Source organism: Paraliobacillus zengyii, assembly GCF_003268595.1.
Lineage (GTDB): Bacteria > Bacillota > Bacilli > Bacillales > Amphibacillaceae > Paraliobacillus_A > Paraliobacillus_A zengyii.
On the sequence record NZ_CP029797.1, the window covers coordinates 3706649 to 3728451 of the forward strand.

The following is a 21803-nucleotide window of genomic DNA, read 5'->3' on the forward strand; positions in this document are numbered from 1 at the left end:
TTGTCAGCTCCTACATCCAGACGAGCACTCATTTTTTGTTCTCAAACCTTTCTCTTAAACCAAATCCTATATCAATTATACCTAAAATACGCAACATATAAAGTCCTGCTGGCAGAATAATGATACTACCAACAATAATTAAGATCGGAATCGCACTAGCTAATTTCTTTTTATATGAATAAAATAAAACAAATGACAGACCTTGTAAAGTCAGTAATAAACCAACTAAATTCGTTACATTAACTACACTGACAGCTAAACTACTTGTGGGATCTAATTCGAACCAAGTAAATAAAATTGCAAAGAAGTAAATCCAAACAACCGTCTTTGGTAATAAAAAGAATTTAAAAGGTGGAAAGCGCAATTTCCTATTCTCACGCCAATTCAGTATTTTATAGCTTACCCATTGTGTTACAAAAGCTATACCTAGTGCACAAATCACTAATATAGATGGCAAAAGCGTCGTGATTTTTAACATTTCTTCTTTTATTAAAGCTATTTCATCAGAAGATAACTCGATTCCTAATGATGTTACCAAGCTTTCTGTCGAAGTAATGGATTCTTGAACCATTCCCTGATACTCATCCACAATATTAATCTGTAAAACAAGCTGGATCATTAAAAATAAGACTAACAAGCCTATTGTTACACCAACTGTTCCAAATGCCCATGTTTCATATGCATTTCTTTTTTTATAAATTGCTTCTCCTATCATCGTACCACCTAAAACAGACATAATGGTTAATGGGAAAGAGATAACAAAAATAAGTAACAACGCTAAGACTGTCACAAAACCTCCTAAAATCAATGAAGCTTTATAACCGTGGTGTGAAGCATAAATCACAAATGGAATCGGCAATAAAAATACTGTTACTAATTCAATTGCTGGTACCAGTATGGTTACAAGTAACAGTAAACCATAGATAGTGCTTAATAGCACACCTTCCTGCACTTTCTTTGAATCATACATTCTTACGAACACCTCATTAATTGCTTTCTATTAGCTTAGAAAAAGCACAGCTACAGGGCTGTGCTTTTGGATAGCTTTTTAATTAACTGTATAAAATATTCTTTTTTAACATAGAAAGACATTACTTTTTTGCTTTCTATCTGATTATAAACGATAATAAGGAAAAATGACAAATGATAGTTTTTCCTGTCTCAATTTTGACACTGTTTTATAATAAATTCTCACTTGCTTGCTATTCTTGCTATACTATTATCATACCATATTTGTAAAGGAGACTTCCGATGATTACTACAATTTTTTTCGATCTTGATGATACATTGCTTTGGGATAAAAAAAGCATTCAACAAGCTTTTCAGAAAACGTGTGAATTGGCTAAAGTGAAATATGGAATTAGTGAAAGCACTTTAGAAGAGGCCGTACGATTAGAAGCGCGTAAATTATATGAGGGCTATCACACATATGATTTCACACAGATGATAGGCATAAACCCTTTTGAAGGCTTGTGGGGTAACTTTGATGACGATCAAGATATGTTTCGTGAGATGTATAACATTGTGCCTAATTATCGAAAAGAAGCTTGGACTAATGGTTTAAAGGCACTTGGAATTAATGATCCAAGCTTTGGTGTACAATTAGCAGACCAATTTATTAAAGAACGAGAAGAAAGTCCATTTTTATATGAAGAAACGTTTTCTGTATTAAATGAGTTAAAACACGAATACCAATTACTTTTATTAACAAACGGTGCACCTTCTTTGCAACAGAAAAAGTTAGCTATAACACCTGAACTTAAGAAATACTTTAATCATATTGTTATTTCTGGTGATTTTGGTAAAGGAAAGCCCGATCCAAGTATTTTTGAACATGCCCTTGAACTTTCAAATGTAAGTAAGGAGCAAGCACTAATGGTCGGTGATAATCTAATGACAGACATTCTTGGATCAAATAGAACAGGAATTAGAAATGTTTGGATTAACCGTGAGGATAAACAATCAGTAGAAGTTAAACCAACCTATGAAATTAAACATCTAGAAGAATTATTTTCTCTACTTGATAAGTTGAACAAATAAGTTAGTATCTCATATAGCTTCATTAAACAGTATCAAGTATAGAAATTACGGAGGACTTACATGTACCATGCAGAATCGTTAAAAGAAAAAACACGTTTATTTCTTTCTATTATGTGGCCAATTATGATAACTCAGCTCGGTTTAGCAGCCATGAACCTAGTGGATACTATGATGTCTGGTCGTGTCGGAACGAATGATTTAGCCGGGGTTGCTATCGGCGCAAGCCTTTGGATGCCTATCTTCGTCGGTATTAATGGCGTAATGTTAGCTGTAACGCCCATCATTGCACACTTAATGGGAAGTAATGAAAGAAACAAAATACATCGCACAGTAACACAAGCTCTTTATTTAGCAGTCATAATTGCTTTAATTGTCATACTAATTGGTGGTATATTACTTCAACCAATTTTAACATTTATGGATTTGGACCCAGATGTCCACTACATTGCGTTTCATTATTTAGTTGGGCTCTCCATCGGCATTATTCCATTGTTTTTATCTAATGTCATTCGTAATTTCTTTGATGGACAAGGCTTCACTAGAATTACAATGTTCATTACTATCCTTGCTGTTCCTTTTAATGTCCTTTTAAATTATAGTTTAATCTTTGGTCATTTTGGTATGCCCGAACTCGGTGGGATTGGCGCAGGTTATGCTACTGGATTAACATTTTGGATTATTTTATTTGCTAGTGTCTGGATGACTTTTAAGTTAAATGTTGTGAGGGAATACAAATTATTAGTCAAATGGACCAAGCCTTCATGGCAAGCTTGGAAAGAACAGCTTTCAATAGGAATACCTATGGGCCTTTCGATTTTCTTTGAAGCAAGCATATTCTCGGTTGTGACTTTATTAGTCGGCATTATGTTCTCGACCATTGCCATTGCGGCGAATCAAATCGTAATAAGCTTTACTTCATTGATTTTTATGATTCCTTTAAGTATCTCAATGGCCTTAACTATTGTAGTAGGGTATTCTATTGGCGGAAACAAATTACAGGCAGCAAAACAATATAGCTATATTGGGGTTTTAGGTGGAATTGGTGTTTTAGCTATAGGCGCTGTCTTTCTATTCTTTTTTAAAGAACCTATTTCTTATCTATATACAAAGGATCCTGAAGTTGTAGCATTAGCAAGTCAATTATTTATGGTTGCAATTATTTATCAACTATCAGATGCTGCACAAGCAGGGTTACAAGGTGTACTTCGAGGCTACAAAGATGTTAAACTACCGTTTTATATTGCATTCGTCTCTTATTGGATAATTGGAATTCCTAGTGGTTTCATTCTCTCAAGTTACACGAGCTTAGGGCCTGCTGGATTTTGGATCGGCATTATACTAGGCTTAAGCTTTGCTGCTATTGGCTTTCTATTTAGATTACGAATCGTTTACCGAAGCGCAAAAAGCTCTACGGTTGAGAATAGCACTGTATAATGAAGTTTTATTAATGATCATAGATAATTTGATGAGTCCTTTTGAAGGATTCATCAGATTTTTTCTATACGCTTCAATCCGTCGATAAGATCGAATAGATATGATGGTCTTCAAACTTTCCATTGATTTTCAGTTGATCACGCAAGGTCCCTTCTTTCTTAAATCCACAATGTTCTAAAACATTAATTGATCCTTTATTTCTTGGCATAACACCTGCCTCAATTCGATGAAAGTCCGCTTCTTCAAACGCGAACCTAATTGCGAGCTTGACCGCTTCTGTCATGTATCCATGCCCTTTATATCGATGATCCAGTCCATAGCCAATCATACATTTTTCAGCTGTTCCTCTTTCAATGAAAAAAAATGAGACCGTTCCTACTAGTTTGTTGCTTCCATTAATAAAGATACCAAATTGATACCCCTTATCCTCTTCCCATGCCTTTTTATCCTTTTCTATCATTTCTTCCTGCTTTTCTAATGTAAAAAAGTCATCCTTTTTATCAACAGGAGAATAACGATCAAATATCTCCCTATTCTCTTTATTCATATCTAACAATGCAGATGCATCCTCTTTTTGTAATGCTCGAATCGTAATGTTTGTTCCAATTAATTCACTTTTCACTTTCTTCCACCCCTTACATTCTCTTTCTCATCTATCTATTGTAATAGAAGTTAGCGAATATTTCCTGCTTTAAAATCGATAGTGTAACTGCTACTAAATTATTCTAGTAAAATGTCTTTTATCTATTTGTCGAAATTATTCACCCTATGTAACGTAAGACAATTTCTACTTCTTTGAAAATGTAAATTTCCATACTATACTCAAAAAAACTGGTGATCCTTTAATAGCGGATTCACCAGTTTCTGCGCTTGTCATTTTTAGGATCTTTTTGTAAAATTATTCTAAATTAGTAATTTAAAATGTTACTTTTACATTCTAAACCTTTATTATAATTGTATCGCTGTTACAGTATTAATATCTGGAAGGTCTGTTAATGCTTTTATGTTTTCATCATCTAGATTTTTATCCACTGTTAATAACATAATAGCTTCCCCACCAATATCTGCTCTACCTACTTGCATCGTCGCAATATTAATCTTATGTTCTGCAAGAATGGTACCTACTTTACCTATTGCACCCGGTTGATCTTTATGGTGAATAAACACTATATTACCTTCTGGAACTACATCAACACTATATGATTCAACTTGAACAATCCTAGAGCCTAAACCATTCAGTAGTGTACCAGCTACGGCTTTTGTTCCAGTTTTTGTTTTCACTTCTACTGTAATTAAATTTGTGAACCCTTTTGTAGTGCTAGTTTTCTGTTCATTAATAACAATGCCTCGCTGTTCAGCTAAATAGGCAGCATTCACATCATTAATATGGTCCCCAAAATGGCGTTTTAATAATCCTTTGACTGTATTTCTAGTTAATGGTGCAACTTCAACTTCATATAATTCACCTGCATAGTAGATAGTTATTTCTTCGATAACCTCTTCTGTGATATTTGTTAAGAAAATCCCAAGCTTTTCAGCTAAATAAAAATAGGGTTCAATTTTAGCCATTAAATCTTTTGGTACAGAAGGTAAATTCACAGGATTTTTAACCAACCCTCCTGTTAGTAAACGAACGACATCGTGACTAACATCGACTGCAACACTTTCTTGTGCTTCTACTGTACTTGCACCTAGATGTGGTGTAGCAATTACTTCAGGTAATGCTAATAACTTATGGTCTGTTGCTGGTTCTTCCTCAAACACATCTAATGCAGCACCAGCAACCTTTCCAGATATAATAGCATCATACAGAGCATCTTCTTCAATAATGCCGCCACGGGCACAATTAACTATTTGAACGCCATCTTTCATTTTTTTAAATGCCTGGGCGTTAATTAAATGTTTGGTTTCTTTTAATAACGGTGTATGGACAGTAATAAAATCTGCTACTTTAATCACGTCTTCTACCGAACCTACTTTAACGCCAAGTTGTTCCGCTTTTTCCTCTGTTAAGAATGGATCATAAGCAACGATCTTCATTCTTTGTCCCTTTGCCCGCATAGCCACTTCTCGGCCAATTCGACCCATACCTATTACGCCTAGTGTCTTGCCCTTTAATTCGACTCCAACGTATGATTTTCGATCCCACTTTTTCTGCATTAAAGCATGATAGGCCTGTGGTATCTTTCTAGCTAATGACATCATCATTGCCATCGTATGCTCAGCAGCAGAATTCGTATTTCCATCAGGTGCATTAACAACAATAACACCGTGTTCTGTAGCGGCATCTAAATCTATATTATCAACACCTACACCTGCTCGACCAATAATCTTAAGGTTTTTACCTTGTGCTATAATCTCACGTGTTACTTTCGTTTGACTTCGTACAAGTAATGCATCATAGTCTACAATTTTCTCTGCCAATTGCTCTGGCGTCAAATCAGTTATCATATCTACTTCAATTTGCGCTTCCTCACGTAATGGAAAAATACCGTCTTCACTTAATGGATCACTAATCAATACTTTAAATGTCATTTTAATTTACCCCCTGTTTATTAGTACTACAACTAGCATGTCTAGCACTCCATTTATCTAATACCTTTACTTTGTCTCCTTTCTGATTTTAATATATTATTAGAAAAAACTAAAAAAACTTTCCACCCTCTACGTTTACGTAAGGGGCGAAAAGTTGAAACATCCGCGGTACCACCCTAAATTTCACTGTGTTTATTTATTACACACAGTCTTCATTGGTATTATGCTGTAACGGGCATAGCCGTGCAGACCTACTTAATTAACCTTTCAATCCGCCAACTCCGAAGTGCTATTTATTATACGACACACTGGTTCGCAGCTACCACCAGCTCTCTTTAGTATACAATATAATAAACCTGTCTTCATCTACGTTCATTATCTATTCACAAAGTATTTTGAATTTTCATATATCATAGCATGATAAAAAATAATGTCAACAGTTTTTACAGAAAAATTAAAAATTTGACCTTGTTTTTTCGATAATATTGTAATATATCATTTTTCATAAAAAAAAAAGCCTATCCTTCTGCTACTATCTAAAAAGATAGCAACAGAAAAGATAGGCTTTTCACTTTCAACAAATCAATCGTTCACGTATGGCAATAAAGCCATTTGGCGCGAGCGTTTGATTGCTCTTGTCAATTTACGTTGATATTTTGCAGAAGTACCTGTTACACGACGAGGAAGAATTTTCCCTCTTTCTGAAACAAATCTTCTTAGTAAATCAACATCTTTATAATCAATGTGTGTTATGCCATTTGCTGTGAAATAACATACCTTACGACGTTTTGGACGTCCACGACGAGCTACCATAAGAAAGTCCTCCTTTATAATTAAATATTAAAACGGTAAATCATCATCTGATATATCAATTGGCTCTCCGTTATCTTTAAACGGATCCGATTCATTTTGGTTCGAATTATTAGTATTAGACGACTGGTTTTGGTCCTGAGCTTTATTATACCCATCCATACCTTGTCCACTATTCTGTGAATTTGATCCTCCGCTACCTTTTGACTCAAGAAACTGAACAGAATCTGCTACAATTTCTGTGACAAATACACGTTTTCCGTCTTGTCCTTCAAAGTTTCGAGTTTGCACACGACCATCAACACCCACAAGACTACCTTTACTCATAAAGTTAGCCAAATTTTCTGCCGGACGTCTCCATACGACACAGTTGATAAAGTCTGCTTCTCTTTCTCCTTGCTGGTTTGAAAACGGGCGATTGACTGCTAAGGTGAAATTAGCTACTGCAACGCCATTTGCAGTATAGCGTAAGTCTGGATCTTTCGTTAACCTGCCTACAAGTACGACACGATTTAACATGAGATCCCCTCCTTATTTGTCGTCTTCGCGTACAGCTATGTGACGAATAATATCATCACTAAACTTCGCTTGACGATCAAATTCATTAATTGCTGTTACATCGCCTATAAATTTAATCAATACATAGTAACCATCACGAAAATCATTGATTTCATAAGCAAGTCTCTTCTTGCCTTTTTCTTCAACTTTTACGATTTCCGCTCCATTATCAGTAAGGATACTGTTAAAACGCTCAACTAATGCTGTCTGCGCTTCTTCCTCAATGTTTGGGCGGATGATGTACATAATCTCATAATTTCTCATCCGTTTGCACCTCCTTTTGGTCTTAGCGGCTCCTTTTGGTATAAAGGAACAAGGAGTAATTTCATTCATTACTCACAATCAAGTATTATACCAAACTTTTCAAAAAAGCGCAACATTATTTTGAGCATTACTTCCTTCTGTTAAAATTATACGTTTACTTCTATAATGATCCAGGCTTACACATTGAAACGGAAATGTATTACATCGCCGTCTTTCACCAAATAGTCTTTTCCTTCTAAACGCACGTTTCCTTTTTCTTTTGCACCAGCCATTGAACCGCCTTCAACTAGATCATCATAAGATACCGTTTCTGCTCGGATAAATCCACGTTCGAAATCTGTATGAATGATACCTGCGGCTTGAGGAGCTTTAATTCCTTTGTTAAATGTCCAAGCACGAACTTCCTGTTCACCAGCAGTGAAATAAGTTGCCATACCTAATAATTGATACGTTGCTTTAATCAATTGATCTAGACCAGACTCTTCAATTCCTAACTCTTCTAGGAACATCTCTTTCTCTTCGCCGTCTAACTCAGCAATTTCTGATTCTACTTTTGCACTTATTACAATAACTTCTGCTGTCTCATTTCCAGCAAATTCACGTACCTTTATTACATGAGGGTTTATATCTGCTTCTAAAAGTTCGTCTTCCCCAACATTTGCAACATACAATATTGGTTTGCTTGTTAATAAATGTAATCCTTTTACAATCTTTTCTTGATCTTCTGTAAAACTTACAGACCTAGCGGGTTTTTCAGTTTCAAATGCATCATGTAACTTAGTTAAGACATCAAATTCTGCAACAGCTTCTTTATCTTTTTGTCTTGTCATTTTTTCAACACGTTGCATTCTTTTCGTAACGGTTTCTAGATCTGCTAGAATTAATTCTAAATTAATTGTTTCAATATCAGAGATTGGGTCTACTCCTCCTGATACATGTGTGATATTTTCATCTTCAAAACAACGTACAACGTGGCAAATAGCATCCACTTGACGAATATGAGATAGAAATTTATTCCCTAATCCCTCCCCTTTACTAGCACCTTTTACAATACCTGCAATATCAGTAAATTCAAAAGCTGTAGGAATTGTCTTCTTCGGTTTTACTAATTCAGTTAGCTTAGATAATCTTTCATCTGGTACTTCTACGATTCCTACATTAGGATCTATTGTACAAAATGGGTAGTTTGCTGCTTCTGCCCCAGCTTGTGTGATCGCGTTAAATAAAGTCGATTTCCCCACGTTAGGTAAACCAACAATTCCTGCTGTTAATGCCATAAAACTTCCACTCCTTAAGGATATACCGCTCATATGAACGTTTCAGTCATACCAATTATAAATACAGTGATTCAAATTGACAAGTTATTAAAATTAGATTTTAACTGTTTATTTATTTTACACTTCTTACTTTTATCTACAGCTTTTCTGCAAGTTAAGACAATTAACTTGCACAAACTATAACTATAGTTGTTTTTTGTTCCACGTGAAACATACTTTTAATTATCTCAACATAGTAAGTTTTACCCTCGATAATATGATGCCTTAATCCTCTGCTGCAATAATTACTTTCTTTAGCTTACTTTCGAATTTCTTACGCGGTACAAGAACACTATGTCCACAACCTTCACACTTAATACGAATATCCATTCCCATTCGAATTATTTTCCATTTGTTTTCTCCACAAGGGTGTGCCTTTTTCATCTGGACGACATCATGTAATTGATACTTTTTCTCCATTATATCATGCCCCACTTCCTACTATATTTTCTTATTAGTAGCCTATAGTTTATTTTATCATTATCCACTTGTTTTGTATCGATTTATGAACGGATATAATAGTAAAGTTGCTAATATATATAAATTTAATAAGCCATATAGAGGATATAGATATTCAATTAACGTTGAAAAACCAAATTTCGTTAGCGGAATCATACATAACACTAGCACTAATACAATTAACCATAACGGTGCATTGATCTTATCCCGGATTCTACTTACTAAACCAAGCGTTCCTGATACAGCAGTTGTAAAAATTGCAAACCATAATAATACAGACATAAACAAAAACATTGTATAGGGATAGTTTTTTAAAATCGCAAACAGCGGTATCTCATATACTAATATATCATCTGCAATTTGAACAAGACTATTATTATAGATATAGGATATAAAGCCTAGTATGGCACCACTTCCAATACTAGCAAAAACTGCTTCACCTTTCGCTTTTATCTGATTACCTATTGCACCTATTACGGCAATTAAAGGTAATATATTTAAAGATGTGAATGTAAAAGCAGCCATCCAGTTTCTTTGCTTATCAATAGATAATAAAAGTGTTAAATCTTCTTTAATGATGAAGGAAATAAGTACACTTATTAACCCAACTAATAGTAATGGTAAAATAAAGCTATTTATTGACAGTATGCCATCTATATCCCATATAAAAACAAGTATCAATGGAATAACAATTAATACAATACCCCACCAATAGGGATATTGAAATGCCTCAACAGTAACACCACTACCCGCTAACATAATTACAGTGGTTGAAAAAAGATAAATAACAATCATTGCATCATATAGGTGCGCAAAACGCTTGCCAACTAATACCTTTAACACAGGCAAATATTGCGTCGTTTTATTTTGAAAACTGATAATCAAAATTGAATAACAACAAATCGAAAATAAAATTGTGAATAATCCTATAGCTAGTCCACTTTCTGCACCAAAAAATTGCCATAACTCTCTTCCAGATGCATAACCTGCACCTATCATTGTACCTATTATTAAAAAAGTCCATTTCATTCCTGCTTTAAACATTATTATATTCACTCCCATTTTTTTAAAAGATGTATAGAATCATTCAAAAATTCGTATACTAATAAAAATATGTTATGGGAGTGAAAGCTATGAATCTAAAAGAAGTATCATTTGATAAATCAGAAAAAAGATATCCTTACGATGACAGATTTGTTTATCGTTCTCTTAGTCAGAGTATCTATCAATGGCTACCTTCTGAAGCATACGAATTCATTATTATCTGTATTGGAACAGATCGATCAACTGGTGATTCCCTTGGTCCTTTAACAGGTACATTATTAAATAAATGGAAACATTCTCATTTCACTGTTTATGGCACATTAGAAGATCCTGTACATGCCGTTAATTTAAAGGAACAATTACATAAAATAAAAAGCAAACATAAAAACCCCTATATTATTGCAATAGATGCTTGCTTAGGCAGAAAAGATTCCGTCGGCATGATTACCACTGGCATTGGTTCTATACGACCTGGTGCAGCTTTACAGAAGGACTTACCACCTGTAGGCAACATTTATCTTACAGGTATCGTGAATATTAACGGTTATATGGATTATATGGTTTTGCAAAGTACTCGTTTACACCTTGTAATGAACATGGCAGAAACAATTGCTAAGTCTTTACATCATCTACATCATTACCTTTCATATCCTACTATGGAGAGAAAAAAGATAGAAACCATTTAATTAGCAGTAATGGTTTCTATCTTAAAGTTAGTAATCTATCGGATTAACCTATTAAGTATTGATATATTGTATATATAATACCTACCATAAACAGTGACGGTAATAGATTAGCTATGCGAATACTAGTAATGTTTAGCATATTTAGACCTATTGCGACTATTAATAGACCACCAGTTGCTGTCATTTCGACAATAAACCCATCTAATAATAAAGGCGGTATCCATTTTTCTATTGTTGTTGCCATTAATACAATCGTCCCTTGATAAAGAACTACTGGAATTGCAGAGAGAATAACACCAAATCCTAATGTAGTAGCTAATACAAGTGAGGTAAAGCCATCTAATATAGATTTCGTTATTAGTACACCATGATCTCCTCTTAGCCCACCATCTAATGCACCTATAATAGCCATTGCTCCTACAACAAAGATCAAGGATGCTGTAATAAAACCTTGTGATATTTTTGAATCAACTTTATTACCACTAATAATAGATTCGACCCAAGTCCCAATTTGATTTAGCCTATTCTCTATATCTATTACTTCTCCTAGTATTGCTCCGATCATAATACTTAACAAAACAATTATAATGTGATTGACTTGTAAAGCCATTTGCAAGCCAATCAGTATAATTGTTAATGCTATCCCACTTAAGATTGTTTCTTTGTATCTTTCGGGGATTTTTCTGAAAAACAAGCCTAGTACAGTACCAATTATAATAGCTACCCCATTAATGATCGTACCTAATAAAGCCATACTAATTTCACCTACCCTCATCCTGGCTCTCATTGTTCCACGTGAAACAATATACTAAACTACAGAAATAAAGCCTGACAGATGGGGTTTCTTCCCGTTGTCAGGCCTTTATTTACTGAAATAACTCTAAGATTCTATCTAGATCATCATCTGAAAAAAACTCAATTTCTATTTTACCTTTTCGCTTACCTTTATGGATTTTTACGCCCGTTCCTAAATGGTCTCGTAATAGCCCTTCTCTTTCTGTAATAAATAAATCTTTTTTATTTGGTTGTTTTTTTTGTTCTACTTTTTTCTCATTAAGATGATTAACAAGTTGCTCCACTTGTCTAACATTTAAATTGTCTTTGCGAATCTTATCAATCAATGGTTGTAACTTATTTTTATCTTTTAAACCAAGTATAGCCCTTCCATGCCCCATTGATAGCTCTCCATTGTTAATTAATGCACTTATAGTTGTTGGGAGGCTAAGTAAACGAGTTAAATTCGCGATATGAGGCCTACTTTTACCTAATCTTTTAGCTAATTCTTCTTGCGTGATGTTAAACTCTTTCATCAGATTAGCATAGGCTTGAGCTTCTTCAATTGGTGTTAGATCCTCACGTTGTAAATTTTCTAATAAAGCTAACTCCATCATTTTTTGATCAGTTAGGTTTTTAACAATTACCGGGATTGTATCAAGTCCCGCTTCTTTTGCAGCACGAAATCTTCTTTCACCAGCGACAATTTCAAAGCCCTTAATACTATCTCTAACAATTAAAGGTTGTAGTATACCAAATTCCATAATTGATTCCTTTAATTCTTCGATCGCATCTGCTTGAAATGTTTTACGAGGTTGATATGGATTGGGCCGGCATTCTTTAACCGAAATTTGAAGTACTGATTCCGATTCTTTCTCATCCTCTAACTCTGGAAAAAAAGCATTAATTCCTTTCCCTAATCCTCTCTCCATTTGCAATCACTTCCTTTGCTAAATCAAGATATACTTCAGCGCCTCTAGATTTCGGATCATATAGTATAATCGGTTTCCCGTGACTTGGCGCTTCACCAAGACGTACGTTTCTAGGTATAACTGAACGATAGACCTTATCCTGAAAATACTTTTTCACTTCATCTATAACCTGAATACCTAAATTTGTTCGTGCATCTAACATTGTTAATAAAACGCCTTCTATCATTAACTGTTTGTTTAAATGTTTTTGGACAAGGCGAATAGTGTTTAATAACTGACTTAAACCTTCCAACGCATAATACTCACATTGAACAGGAATTAATACACTATCAGCAGCTGTTAATGCATTGATAGTCAATAACCCTAATGAAGGAGGGCAGTCAATTATAATATAATCATATTGATCAACAACTGGTTCTAAAGCCTTTTTTAACCGTACTTCTCTTGAAATAGTTGGCACAAGCTCTATTTCTGCTCCAGACAATTGAATTGTTGCTGGAATAACATCTAAATTTGCCACCGAAGTAGAAACACAAACTTTTTCAGCATCTAAGTCCTCAACCAATACATTATAAATACATTCATCCATATCTGCCTTATTAATCCCCACACCACTTGTTGCGTTTCCTTGTGGATCTATGTCAACTAATAAAACTTTATAATTAAAATAGGCTAAACAAGCACTTAAGTTAACTGATGAAGTAGTTTTTCCTACGCCACCTTTTTGATTGGCTACGGCAATTACTTTTCCCATGGTGTCACCTACCTAGTTAAAACTCTATAATTTATATTCTATCACTTTTTTTAAAAATAAACATTGGTAAATAGTTTTGTTTTTTCTTATCAAAGAAAAAACCCCAACCTTACGATGATCGAAGACGGGATTTCTACTTTACTTTTTTTTCTTTGGAATTTTGATTGTTATTTGGTAATAATCATCATAATCTTGTTCTTCTGTTTCTAAATCAATTCCAGTGTCCGTTACCATACTCAATGATTGACGAATTGTATTCATAGCAATTCTCATATCTTTGTTTACACCTTTTAATTTAGGCTTTTTCTTTTTAGGTGTATCATCCATTAGTTTTGCTATTCGTTCTTCTGTTTGTTTAACATTTAAATTTCTTTCAATAATTTCATTTAATAATTGCTCTTGCTTATCTGCGTCTTTTAATATGATTAATGCGCGTGCATGTCTTTCGGTTACTTTTTTCTCTAATATTGCATTTTGAACAACCTCTGGAAGCTTTAGTAAGCGTAATTTATTAGCTATCGTGGATTGATTCTTGCCTAAACGTTGTGCTAAAGCCTCTTGCGTTAAATCATGTATCTCTAATAACCGACTATATGCTTTAGCTTCTTCAATAACAGTTAACTCTTCTCTTTGTAAGTTTTCTATTAATGCAACAGACGCCGTTTCTGCCTCAGTCATTATCCGTATGATCGCAGGAACTGTTTCCCACTCCAAAGAGGTAACCGCACGCCATCTTCTTTCACCAGCGATTAATTCATACTTTTTCTCTCCATCTTCCATTTTTCGCACAACAATAGGTTGGATCATACCATGTGTATGAATCGTCTGTGCCAGTTCTTCTATCTTTTCTTGATTAAAAATAGCACGTGGTTGATACCTATTTGGTGCAATATCTCTAACTGGAAGTTGGACTACTTCATCTGGAATATACTCCTCCACTTCTTCAGATTTATCACCTATGCCAAATATTCGGCTGAAAGGGTGTAACATGAACAGACACCACCTTTATATTCCTACTTAACGTACGTATGAAATATGAAGTATTGGCTATTTATCACCAATACTTCATAACTAACAATACGTTTTATTAGTGAGGTAACTTTAATAAATTGTTTCACGTGAAACAATTTATTAATCTATTGAGATAAGAATAGTCTTAAACGACTGTGTATCCCTTTTATTTCTTATCTGCGACGTTATATTCTTCTATTATTCTACCACACATTACGTATAAAGCGTAAGATAGTAGAACAGAAAATGCGAAAAATTTGCTAGATTTTAAGTAAGCAAAGATAGTACTGATCTTTTCAGTACTATCTTTGTTTTCATATCTTTTACATTACAATGGAGATTTATTTGGAACTCCTGGTTTACGCGGGTATTTATTGGGTGTCTTTTTAATTTTCTTAATGATAACAATATTACGCTCTCCATTATTATCTGGTAAATCAAAAGTATGGATATTAGAAACTTCTCCACCCAAAATTTCAATTGCTTTTTTTGCATCAACTAACTCATCCTGTGCATTTGGACCCTTCATAGCAATAAACGTTCCTGTGATTTTACATAACGGTAAACACAACTCACTCAAAACGGATGTTCGGGCCACTGCTCTAGCCATTACAACATCAAAGGATTGTCTGTATACTTGATTGTTACCAAATGACTCTGCTCTATCATGATAAAAGGTAACTCCTTCTAACTCTAACTGATCAGCTAGATGATTTAAGAAATTTATCCTTTTTTGTAGTGAATCAACAATTGTAACCTGTAATTGCGGGAAACAAATTTTTAATGGAATACTTGGAAAACCTGCACCCGCTCCCACATCACAAATACTAAGTTCTTTACCAAAATCGAAATAAAATGAGGCAGTTAGAGAGTCATAAAAGTGCTTGAGATAGACTCCGACTTCATCCGTTATTGAAGTTAAATTTATTTTGTCATTCCACTCCACTAGTGTATGAAAATAAATATCAAATTGATGTTTCTGTTGTTCAGATAATTCAATTCCATGTTCCGACATTTTTGTAGCAAATGATTCAGCATTCATCGACATTTAATTCCTTTCTATCTAGAAACAAACGTAACAAGTAGTTACTATGATTTACATTATATAATGCTTATTATTATACCTTAGCAATGTTTCCTTGTTCAATATAGACAAGAAGAATAGATACATCAGCTGGATTTACACCAGAAATACGCGAAGCTTGACCTACTGACAAAGGACGAACTTTTTTGAATTTCTCTTTCGCCTCTGTTGCAATACCACTAACGGCATCGTAATCAATATCTTCTGGAATCCATTTATTCTCCATTTTTTTCATTCGTTCTACTTGTTGATTAGATTTCTCAATGTAACCTCGATATTTAATTTGAATCTCTACTTGCTCCTTAACATCAAAATTTAAATCTATTGGTGCTGGCGTAAGCTTTTCAATTAATTGATAGTTAATTTCTGGTCTTTTCAATAATTCTACAGCTTTTGTTGGTTCTCTTAATTCCGTTGCACCAACCTCTTCCATTAACAATTTCAATGATTCAGATGGCTTTATTGTTTCCTTTTCCAAACGTGTCGTTTCCTCTTTAACAAATCTTTTTTTATCAATAAAAAGTTGATAGCGTTCTTCTGTGATCATACCTAATTGATAGCCAATTTCTGTTAAACGCATATCAGCATTATCATGTCGTAAAAGTAAACGGTATTCTGCTCTTGATGTCAATAAGCGATAGGGTTCATTTGTACCTTTTGTTACTAAATCGTCAATTAGCACACCAATATACGCTTGTGAACGATCTAGAACTAAAGGTTCTTTATCAAGTGCTCTCGCAGCTGCATTAATACCAGCGATCAGTCCTTGACCAGCCGCTTCTTCATATCCAGATGTTCCATTTATTTGTCCCGCTGTATACAGGCCAGGAACATTTTTCACTTCAAGTGTTGGCCATAATTGAGTCGGTACTACAGAATCATATTCAATTGCATATCCTGCACGCATAATTTCAGCATTTTCTAATCCTTCAATCGAACGTAGGATTTCACGTTGAACAAACTCTGGTAAAGAGGTTGATAACCCCTGTACATATACTTCTTCTGTATCTCTTCCTTCTGGTTCTAAGAAAACTTGGTGACGTGGTTTGTCATGAAAGCGAACAATTTTATCTTCAATTGACGGACAATAACGTGGCCCCGTACCTTTTATCATGCCTGAGTACATAGCAGATAAACCTAAATTGTCATTTATAATTTTATGTGTGAACTCATTAGTATACGTTAACCAGCAAGGAATTTGTTCAATTAATTCCTGAGATGTTTCATATGAGAAATGACTTGGATTTTCGTCCCCTGGCTGTATTTCTGTTTTTGAATAATCAATCGTATGACTATTCACACGTGGTGGTGTCCCTGTCTTGAAACGTACCAATTCAAAACCAATTTCCTCTAAATGCTCCGATAGTTTAACCGATGCTCGTTGGTTATTTGGTCCACTTTCATAAGACAAATCACCAATAATAACGCGAGATCTCATAAATGTTCCTGTTGTAATAATAACCGATTTTGCATGATAGGCTGCTTTTGTCTCCGTAATAACGCCTTTACATACACCATCTTCCATAATCAATTTCTCAACCATTGCTTGACGTAATGTTAAATTATCTTGGTTTTCTAATCTTTTTTTCATTTCTTGAATATATAGCGGTTTATCAGCTTGTGCTCTTAGCGCACGAACAGCTGGACCTTTTCCTGTATTAAGCATACGCATTTGGATATATGTTTTATCAATTACTTTTCCCATTAATCCACCTAATGCATCAACTTCTCTTACTACAACGCCTTTTGCTGGTCCACCAACAGATGGATTACACGGCATAAAGGCAATCATATCTAAATTTAATGTAAGCATTAACGTTTTCGCACCACGTTTTGCTGCAGCATTTGCCGCTTCTACACCTGCGTGTCCTGCACCAATAACTATTACATCAAAATTACCAGCATTATAAGTCATTAGTTGTCACCCTCTATCTACCTGTTATAAAACAGATTTTTTTATTTTCCTAAACAAAATTGTGAAAATAGTTGATCAATTAAACTGTCCTGAACTGTGTCCCCTATAATTTCACCTAATAATTGCCACGTGCGTGTTACATCAATTTGAACTAAATCAATTGGCATACCTTCTCTTAACGCAAACATTGCTTCATCAAGAGCTTGTAATGCTTGCTTTAACAATTGTATATGACGTACATTTGAAACGTATGTTAAGTCACCAGTATCTAATTCACCTTCAAAAAACCTGTCTGCAATTGCTGTTTCTAAATCATCTAAGCCTTTTTCTTCTATTAAAGCTGTTGTAATAAGAGGTTGTCCATTAGCCAATTGTTTTAGTTTCTCTAAGTCAATCTTCTTCGGTAAGTCTGTTTTATTTACAAGTACAATAACTTCTAAATCTTTTACTAATTCAAATAATTGAAGATCTTCATCCGTTAATGCCTCATTATAATTTAACACAAGTAAAATTAAATCTGCTTCCTTTAATACTTGACGAGAGCGTTCTACACCTATTTTTTCTACAATATCTTCCGTATCACGTATGCCGGCAGTGTCGACTAACCGAAGCGGTATTCCTCGAACATTTACATACTCCTCAATCACGTCACGAGTTGTACCAGGAACATCCGTTACGATCGCTTTATTCTCATGAACCAAAGCATTTAATAAGGATGATTTACCTACATTTGGTCTACCAATAATAGCCGTTCCAATACCCTCACGTAAGATTTTACCTTGTCTTGCCATTTGTAACAAACCTTCAATTTCTTGATAAACCTCTTTAGTCTTTACTAACATGAAGTCATTTGTCATTTCCTCTACATCATCATACTCTGGATAATCAATATTGACCTCAACATGGGCTACTGTCTGTAATAATTCCTGGCGTAAATGTTGAATTAGTTTAGATAATTTCCCATCTAACTGTTTAATCGCCACATCCATTGCTTTATCCGTTTTTGCACGGATTAAATCCATTACCGCTTCAGCTTGTGATAAATCAATACGACCATGTAAAAAGGCGCGTTTTGTAAATTCTCCAGGTTCTGCGAGTCGAGCTCCCATCTGCAAAACTAATTCCAATAAACGGTTTACTGATGCCAGTCCACCATGACAATTTATTTCTACAACATCTTCTCTTGTGAAAGTTTTCGGTGCCCGCATCACACTTACCATTACTTCTTCAACCGTTTGATTTGTTTCTGGATCAATGATCTTTCCGTAATGAATGGTGTGTGAATCAACGGTAATTAAATCAGGACCATGAAAAAGTTGATTTGCAATTATTACTGCATCTTTGCCACTCAATCGAACAATTGCAATAGCCCCTTCTCCAATTGGTGTTGAAATTGCTGCTATTGTATCAGTTTCCATCTATACTTCACCTCCAACTTTCCTACAATTATCTATATAAAATTAATGTTTTTTACTTATCTATAAAAAAGTGTCACTAACATAACAGAATAGCACATTATTTGCCTATTGAAAAGCTATACGTACTCTTTTATCCACATGTGCATAGTCTTTTAATTTGTTTGAAAACTCCCCTATTAAAAAATGTAGTTATGCACAGGTGGATAACCTGTGTTTTTATTCTTCTCTGCTTATCCACAAAAAAAACGTACAAGAAACATTTTCTGTTTCTTGTACGTTTTTAAATTTATTTTGCTGGTTTAATTACTACATACCGATTCGGTTCTATACCTTCCGAATCCGTCTCTATACTCTTATTAGTTTGCAGAGCACTATGAATTATTTTTCTTTCATAAGAAGGCATCGGTTCTAATGAAACTGGTTTGTGTATCTTAATAGCCTTATCTGCCAGCCGATCGGCTAACTGCTCTAGTGTAATCCTTCGCCGGTTACGATAACCCTCAGCGTCAATGATTACATTATAACGCTCTTTTTTACCACGATTTAAAACAAGTTGTACAAGATATTGCAACGCATTTAAAGTCTGTCCTCGTTTTCCAATTAACATCGCGATCTTTTCACCTGATAACTCAAAGGTTATTGTATTACCACGTGTTATTCTTTCAATAAAAACGTCATCAGAAAAAGCACTAACTAGGCGCTTCAAATACGTTTCCGCCTGCTCTATAGGGTTTTCTTCAATTGTTACTTTTACAATTGCACGTTTACTACCGAATAGTCCAAATAATCCTTTTTTACCTGAATCGATAATTGTTATCTTTACTTGGTCCTCTGTGGTGTTTAACTGCTTTAGTGCTGATTGGACCGCATCTTCGACTGTTTGTCCAGAAGCAGTTACCTGTCTCACTATTTATTTCCTCCCGTTTCTGGTTCCTTATCTTTCATCATAGGTCCACGAACGAAAATAGTTTGTAATACCATAAATATGTTTCCAACTACCCAGTACAATGATAAAGCTGTCGGGAAGAAGACTGCCATAACACCAATCATTATTGGCATCATGTAAAGCATCATTTGCATTTGTGGCATAGCAGCATTTTGTGTTGTATTCGTTCCTGCCATCATCAATTTTTGCTGTAAGAAAGTCGCACCAGCTGCAACGATCGGTAGGATATAGTATGGATCAGGTTCACTTAACTGAAACCATAAAAAACTACCCTCATCTAAATGTGGTGTTCGCATAATTGCATGATAAAAAGCAATTAAAATTGGCATCTGTACAATAATTGGTAAACAACCAGCCATTGGATTAACACCGTTTTTTTGGAATAACTCCATCGTTTCTTTTTGTAATTTTTGTTGTGTTTGAGCATCTTTGGAACTATATTTTTCTCTAACCTTTTGCAACTCCGGTTGAATTGCTTGCATTCCCTTTGAGCTTTTCAATTGCTTAATATTTAATGGTAATAAAACCAAACGAATAGCAATTGTTACAACCACTATTGATAAACCATAACTACCACTAAAAAAGTCTGCTACTTTAATAATGACCCAAGATAATGGATAAACAAAATATTGTGCCCAAAATCCCGTACTTTCACTTGTAATATCCGTTTCAATGTCACCACAACCTGACAGTAACACTAGTAAACCGATTAAAGCCGCAAACAGTAATACTTTTTTGCGCATGCTCTTCCTCCTCATTTACCTTGCGATGTATGTAAAAATATAACTTTCATTTTATCATTATTTACATGTGGAATCCATAGCTCTACCGTTTTAATACATTCGATTTTGATAATACATGTATTAAACTCTTTTTTATTTCAAAAAAGTCCATATTATTTGTAGGAACTCTAGCAATCACAATAACATCATACGTATTATCGATCTGTTCATCAAGTTCTAAAAAGGCTTGTCTAAGATAACGCTTTATTTGATTACGCATTACAGCATTACCAATCTTTTTACTCACAGATAAACCAACTCGGAAATGTTTTTGTTCTGTTTTCTTTAAATAGTATATTACCAATTGTCTATTTGCAAAAGACTTCCCCTGTTTGAAAACAAGTTGAAATTCTTTATCTTTTTTTAATCTATAAGCCTTTTTCATGGACTGTTACCTCCATTGTCAATTCATCCGATAGATCTGATCGATATGTATGAAAATAAGCCCGCTTTGTTAATTTCTTCACTTAAACGAGCTTATTATCATTAATTCTCTTTTCTAACTGAAAAAAAAGACCCCTGATATTATCTCAGTGGCCTATGCTGATAATACTTTACGTCCTTTTTTACGGCGACGAGCAATGACGTTTTGTCCATTTTTAGTGCTCATACGTGAACGAAAACCGTGAACTTTTTTACGCTTACGTGTATTTGGTTGAAATGTGCGTTTCATTTATAGTACACCTCCCTGAGGAATTAAAACTCGAATATTAAGAAGACAGTCGAATACATTATACGTAATAAAAGCATCAAATGTCAATACGTCCAAGTTTATTTATTATCTAATCTATATTCCCATCAAAATAAATTACTATTTACCCGTGTTTTTGTTGTTAGAAAAAATTTATCCACTTATCATAAAAACAAAAACAGCTGAGAAATACACCTTTTTTTATTATCCACAGGTTCTGTGCGTAATATTTTTACTTGTTTTTTTGTCCACACAAGTTATCTACAAAATAACCACAAAATACAGTCTTGTGGATAATTATTGTCTACAACAGTTGGACTTTGTGGATAACTGTCGAATAAGCCTTGCAT

23 protein-coding genes and 1 other annotated feature are annotated in these 21803 nt (G+C 34.4%); of the genes, 3 read left to right on the plus strand and 20 right to left on the minus strand.

Going from position 1 to position 21803, the window contains the following annotated elements; translation table 11 throughout:
• Nucleotides 1-28: 28 nt before the first annotated feature.
• Nucleotides 29-970, minus strand: a complete 942-nt coding sequence (locus DM447_RS18100) for a YybS family protein (RefSeq protein ID WP_112182577.1) — start codon at nt 968-970, stop codon at nt 29-31.
• A 281-nt stretch (nt 971-1251) separates the two neighbouring features.
• Between DM447_RS18100 and DM447_RS18105 the strand changes: the two genes are divergently transcribed.
• Both DM447_RS18105 and DM447_RS18110 read left to right on the plus strand, forming a co-directional pair.
• Nucleotides 1252-2040 (plus strand): HAD family hydrolase, encoded by a 789-nt coding sequence (locus DM447_RS18105; protein WP_112182578.1) that lies wholly within the window; start codon nt 1252-1254, stop codon nt 2038-2040.
• A gap of 60 nt (nt 2041-2100) precedes the next feature.
• Nucleotides 2101-3474 carry an MATE family efflux transporter gene (locus tag DM447_RS18110; RefSeq protein ID WP_112182579.1) on the plus strand — a complete coding sequence of 458 codons (1374 nt, stop codon included), beginning with the start codon at nt 2101-2103 and terminating at the stop codon, nt 3472-3474.
• A 73-nt stretch (nt 3475-3547) separates the two neighbouring features.
• On the opposite strand, the gene DM447_RS18115 is transcribed toward DM447_RS18110, so the two are convergent.
• From DM447_RS18115 to DM447_RS18150, 8 genes are all read right to left on the minus strand, one after another.
• Nucleotides 3548-4096, minus strand: coding sequence for a GNAT family N-acetyltransferase (locus DM447_RS18115; RefSeq protein ID WP_112182580.1), 549 nt, complete (start codon nt 4094-4096; stop codon nt 3548-3550).
• Nucleotides 4097-4422: 326 nt separating this feature from the next.
• Nucleotides 4423-6009 carry a phosphoglycerate dehydrogenase gene (gene serA / locus DM447_RS18120; RefSeq protein ID WP_112182581.1) on the minus strand — a complete coding sequence of 529 codons (1587 nt, stop codon included), beginning with the start codon at nt 6007-6009 and terminating at the stop codon, nt 4423-4425.
• A 139-nt stretch (nt 6010-6148) separates the two neighbouring features.
• Nucleotides 6149-6387 (minus strand) — a binding site (T-box leader).
• 204 nt (nt 6388-6591) lie between these two features.
• Nucleotides 6592-6822 (minus strand): 30S ribosomal protein S18, encoded by a 231-nt coding sequence (gene rpsR, locus DM447_RS18125; protein ID WP_112182582.1) that lies wholly within the window; start codon nt 6820-6822, stop codon nt 6592-6594.
• 27 nt (nt 6823-6849) lie between these two features.
• Nucleotides 6850-7338, minus strand: coding sequence for a single-stranded DNA-binding protein (gene ssb, locus DM447_RS18130; RefSeq protein WP_112182583.1), 489 nt, complete (start codon nt 7336-7338; stop codon nt 6850-6852).
• A gap of 12 nt (nt 7339-7350) precedes the next feature.
• Nucleotides 7351-7641, minus strand: coding sequence for a 30S ribosomal protein S6 (gene rpsF, locus DM447_RS18135; protein ID WP_112182584.1), 291 nt, complete (start codon nt 7639-7641; stop codon nt 7351-7353).
• A gap of 176 nt (nt 7642-7817) precedes the next feature.
• Nucleotides 7818-8918 carry a redox-regulated ATPase YchF gene (gene ychF, locus DM447_RS18140; protein ID WP_112182585.1) on the minus strand — a complete coding sequence of 367 codons (1101 nt, stop codon included), beginning with the start codon at nt 8916-8918 and terminating at the stop codon, nt 7818-7820.
• A gap of 264 nt (nt 8919-9182) precedes the next feature.
• Nucleotides 9183-9380, minus strand: coding sequence for a DUF951 domain-containing protein (locus DM447_RS18145; RefSeq protein WP_112182797.1), 198 nt, complete (start codon nt 9378-9380; stop codon nt 9183-9185).
• A 57-nt stretch (nt 9381-9437) separates the two neighbouring features.
• Nucleotides 9438-10460: a YkvI family membrane protein gene (locus tag DM447_RS18150; protein ID WP_112182586.1), complete on the minus strand. Its 1023-nt coding sequence runs from the start codon at nt 10458-10460 to the stop codon at nt 9438-9440.
• 89 nt (nt 10461-10549) lie between these two features.
• Here DM447_RS18150 and yyaC point away from each other — a divergent pair, with 89 nt between their 5' ends.
• Complete coding sequence (yyaC, locus tag DM447_RS18155) at nt 10550-11146, plus strand: spore protease YyaC (RefSeq protein ID WP_112182587.1); 597 nt, start codon at nt 10550-10552, stop codon at nt 11144-11146.
• Between the two features lie 43 nt (nt 11147-11189).
• Here yyaC and DM447_RS18160 read toward each other — a convergent pair whose 3' ends face one another.
• From DM447_RS18160 to rpmH, 11 genes are all read right to left on the minus strand, one after another.
• Nucleotides 11190-11900, minus strand: coding sequence for a DUF554 domain-containing protein (locus DM447_RS18160; RefSeq protein WP_112182588.1), 711 nt, complete (start codon nt 11898-11900; stop codon nt 11190-11192).
• A gap of 112 nt (nt 11901-12012) precedes the next feature.
• The gene (locus DM447_RS18165; RefSeq protein WP_112182589.1) at nt 12013-12852 is read right to left on the minus strand and encodes a ParB/RepB/Spo0J family partition protein; all 840 of its coding nucleotides are present in this window, start codon (nt 12850-12852) and stop codon (nt 12013-12015) included.
• The gene (locus DM447_RS18170) at nt 12824-13606 is read right to left on the minus strand and encodes a ParA family protein (protein ID WP_112182590.1); all 783 of its coding nucleotides are present in this window, start codon (nt 13604-13606) and stop codon (nt 12824-12826) included. The genes DM447_RS18165 and DM447_RS18170 overlap by 29 nt, the downstream gene beginning before the upstream one ends.
• A 138-nt stretch (nt 13607-13744) precedes the next feature.
• Nucleotides 13745-14596: a nucleoid occlusion protein gene (gene noc / locus DM447_RS18175; protein ID WP_112182591.1), complete on the minus strand. Its 852-nt coding sequence runs from the start codon at nt 14594-14596 to the stop codon at nt 13745-13747.
• Between the two features lie 349 nt (nt 14597-14945).
• Nucleotides 14946-15659 carry a 16S rRNA (guanine(527)-N(7))-methyltransferase RsmG gene (rsmG, locus tag DM447_RS18180; RefSeq protein WP_112182592.1) on the minus strand — a complete coding sequence of 238 codons (714 nt, stop codon included), beginning with the start codon at nt 15657-15659 and terminating at the stop codon, nt 14946-14948.
• Between the two features lie 76 nt (nt 15660-15735).
• The gene (mnmG, locus tag DM447_RS18185) at nt 15736-17616 is read right to left on the minus strand and encodes a tRNA uridine-5-carboxymethylaminomethyl(34) synthesis enzyme MnmG (protein WP_112182593.1); all 1881 of its coding nucleotides are present in this window, start codon (nt 17614-17616) and stop codon (nt 15736-15738) included.
• 41 nt (nt 17617-17657) lie between these two features.
• The gene (gene mnmE / locus DM447_RS18190; RefSeq protein ID WP_112182594.1) at nt 17658-19034 is read right to left on the minus strand and encodes a tRNA uridine-5-carboxymethylaminomethyl(34) synthesis GTPase MnmE; all 1377 of its coding nucleotides are present in this window, start codon (nt 19032-19034) and stop codon (nt 17658-17660) included.
• A gap of 286 nt (nt 19035-19320) precedes the next feature.
• Nucleotides 19321-19941, minus strand: coding sequence for an RNA-binding cell elongation regulator Jag/EloR (gene jag / locus DM447_RS18195; protein WP_112182595.1), 621 nt, complete (start codon nt 19939-19941; stop codon nt 19321-19323).
• A complete protein-coding gene (gene spoIIIJ / locus DM447_RS18200; protein WP_112182596.1) occupies nt 19941-20723 on the minus strand; it encodes a YidC family membrane integrase SpoIIIJ in 783 nt (260 codons plus the stop codon). Before spoIIIJ ends, jag begins: the two co-directional genes overlap by 1 nt.
• An 82-nt stretch (nt 20724-20805) precedes the next feature.
• A complete protein-coding gene (gene rnpA / locus DM447_RS18205) occupies nt 20806-21147 on the minus strand; it encodes a ribonuclease P protein component (RefSeq protein WP_112182597.1) in 342 nt (113 codons plus the stop codon).
• Between the two features lie 153 nt (nt 21148-21300).
• Complete coding sequence (rpmH, locus tag DM447_RS18210; RefSeq protein ID WP_112182598.1) at nt 21301-21435, minus strand: 50S ribosomal protein L34; 135 nt, start codon at nt 21433-21435, stop codon at nt 21301-21303.
• Between the last annotated feature and the right edge of the window lie 368 nt (nt 21436-21803).

Excerpts from the sequence above, each read along its gene's own strand:
- rpmH (WP_112182598.1), bottom strand. The coding sequence starts at position 21,435 with ATGAAACGCACATTTCAACCAAATACACGTAAGCGTAAAAAAGTTCAC.
- mnmG (WP_112182593.1), bottom strand. The coding sequence starts at position 17,616 with ATGACTTATAATGCTGGTAATTTTGATGTAATAGTTATTGGTGCAGGA.
- rsmG (WP_112182592.1), bottom strand. The coding sequence starts at position 15,659 with ATGAATGCTGAATCATTTGCTACAAAAATGTCGGAACATGGAATTGAA.
- noc (WP_112182591.1), bottom strand. The coding sequence starts at position 14,596 with ATGTTACACCCTTTCAGCCGAATATTTGGCATAGGTGATAAATCTGAA.
- DM447_RS18150 (WP_112182586.1), bottom strand. The coding sequence starts at position 10,460 with ATGTTTAAAGCAGGAATGAAATGGACTTTTTTAATAATAGGTACAATG.
- rpsR (WP_112182582.1), bottom strand. The coding sequence starts at position 6,822 with ATGGTAGCTCGTCGTGGACGTCCAAAACGTCGTAAGGTATGTTATTTC.
- ychF (WP_112182585.1), bottom strand. The coding sequence starts at position 8,918 with ATGGCATTAACAGCAGGAATTGTTGGTTTACCTAACGTGGGGAAATCG.
- DM447_RS18110 (WP_112182579.1), top strand. The coding sequence starts at position 2,101 with ATGTACCATGCAGAATCGTTAAAAGAAAAAACACGTTTATTTCTTTCT.
- serA (WP_112182581.1), bottom strand. The coding sequence starts at position 6,009 with ATGACATTTAAAGTATTGATTAGTGATCCATTAAGTGAAGACGGTATT.
- spoIIIJ (WP_112182596.1), bottom strand. The coding sequence starts at position 20,723 with ATGCGCAAAAAAGTATTACTGTTTGCGGCTTTAATCGGTTTACTAGTG.
- DM447_RS18105 (WP_112182578.1), top strand. The coding sequence starts at position 1,252 with ATGATTACTACAATTTTTTTCGATCTTGATGATACATTGCTTTGGGAT.
- DM447_RS18100 (WP_112182577.1), bottom strand. The coding sequence starts at position 970 with ATGTATGATTCAAAGAAAGTGCAGGAAGGTGTGCTATTAAGCACTATC.
- DM447_RS18170 (WP_112182590.1), bottom strand. The coding sequence starts at position 13,606 with ATGGGAAAAGTAATTGCCGTAGCCAATCAAAAAGGTGGCGTAGGAAAA.
- yyaC (WP_112182587.1), top strand. The coding sequence starts at position 10,550 with ATGAATCTAAAAGAAGTATCATTTGATAAATCAGAAAAAAGATATCCT.
- DM447_RS18160 (WP_112182588.1), bottom strand. The coding sequence starts at position 11,900 with ATGGCTTTATTAGGTACGATCATTAATGGGGTAGCTATTATAATTGGT.
- DM447_RS18165 (WP_112182589.1), bottom strand. The coding sequence starts at position 12,852 with ATGGAGAGAGGATTAGGGAAAGGAATTAATGCTTTTTTTCCAGAGTTA.
- rpsF (WP_112182584.1), bottom strand. The coding sequence starts at position 7,641 with ATGAGAAATTATGAGATTATGTACATCATCCGCCCAAACATTGAGGAA.
- rnpA (WP_112182597.1), bottom strand. The coding sequence starts at position 21,147 with ATGAAAAAGGCTTATAGATTAAAAAAAGATAAAGAATTTCAACTTGTT.
- ssb (WP_112182583.1), bottom strand. The coding sequence starts at position 7,338 with ATGTTAAATCGTGTCGTACTTGTAGGCAGGTTAACGAAAGATCCAGAC.
- mnmE (WP_112182594.1), bottom strand. The coding sequence starts at position 19,034 with ATGGAAACTGATACAATAGCAGCAATTTCAACACCAATTGGAGAAGGG.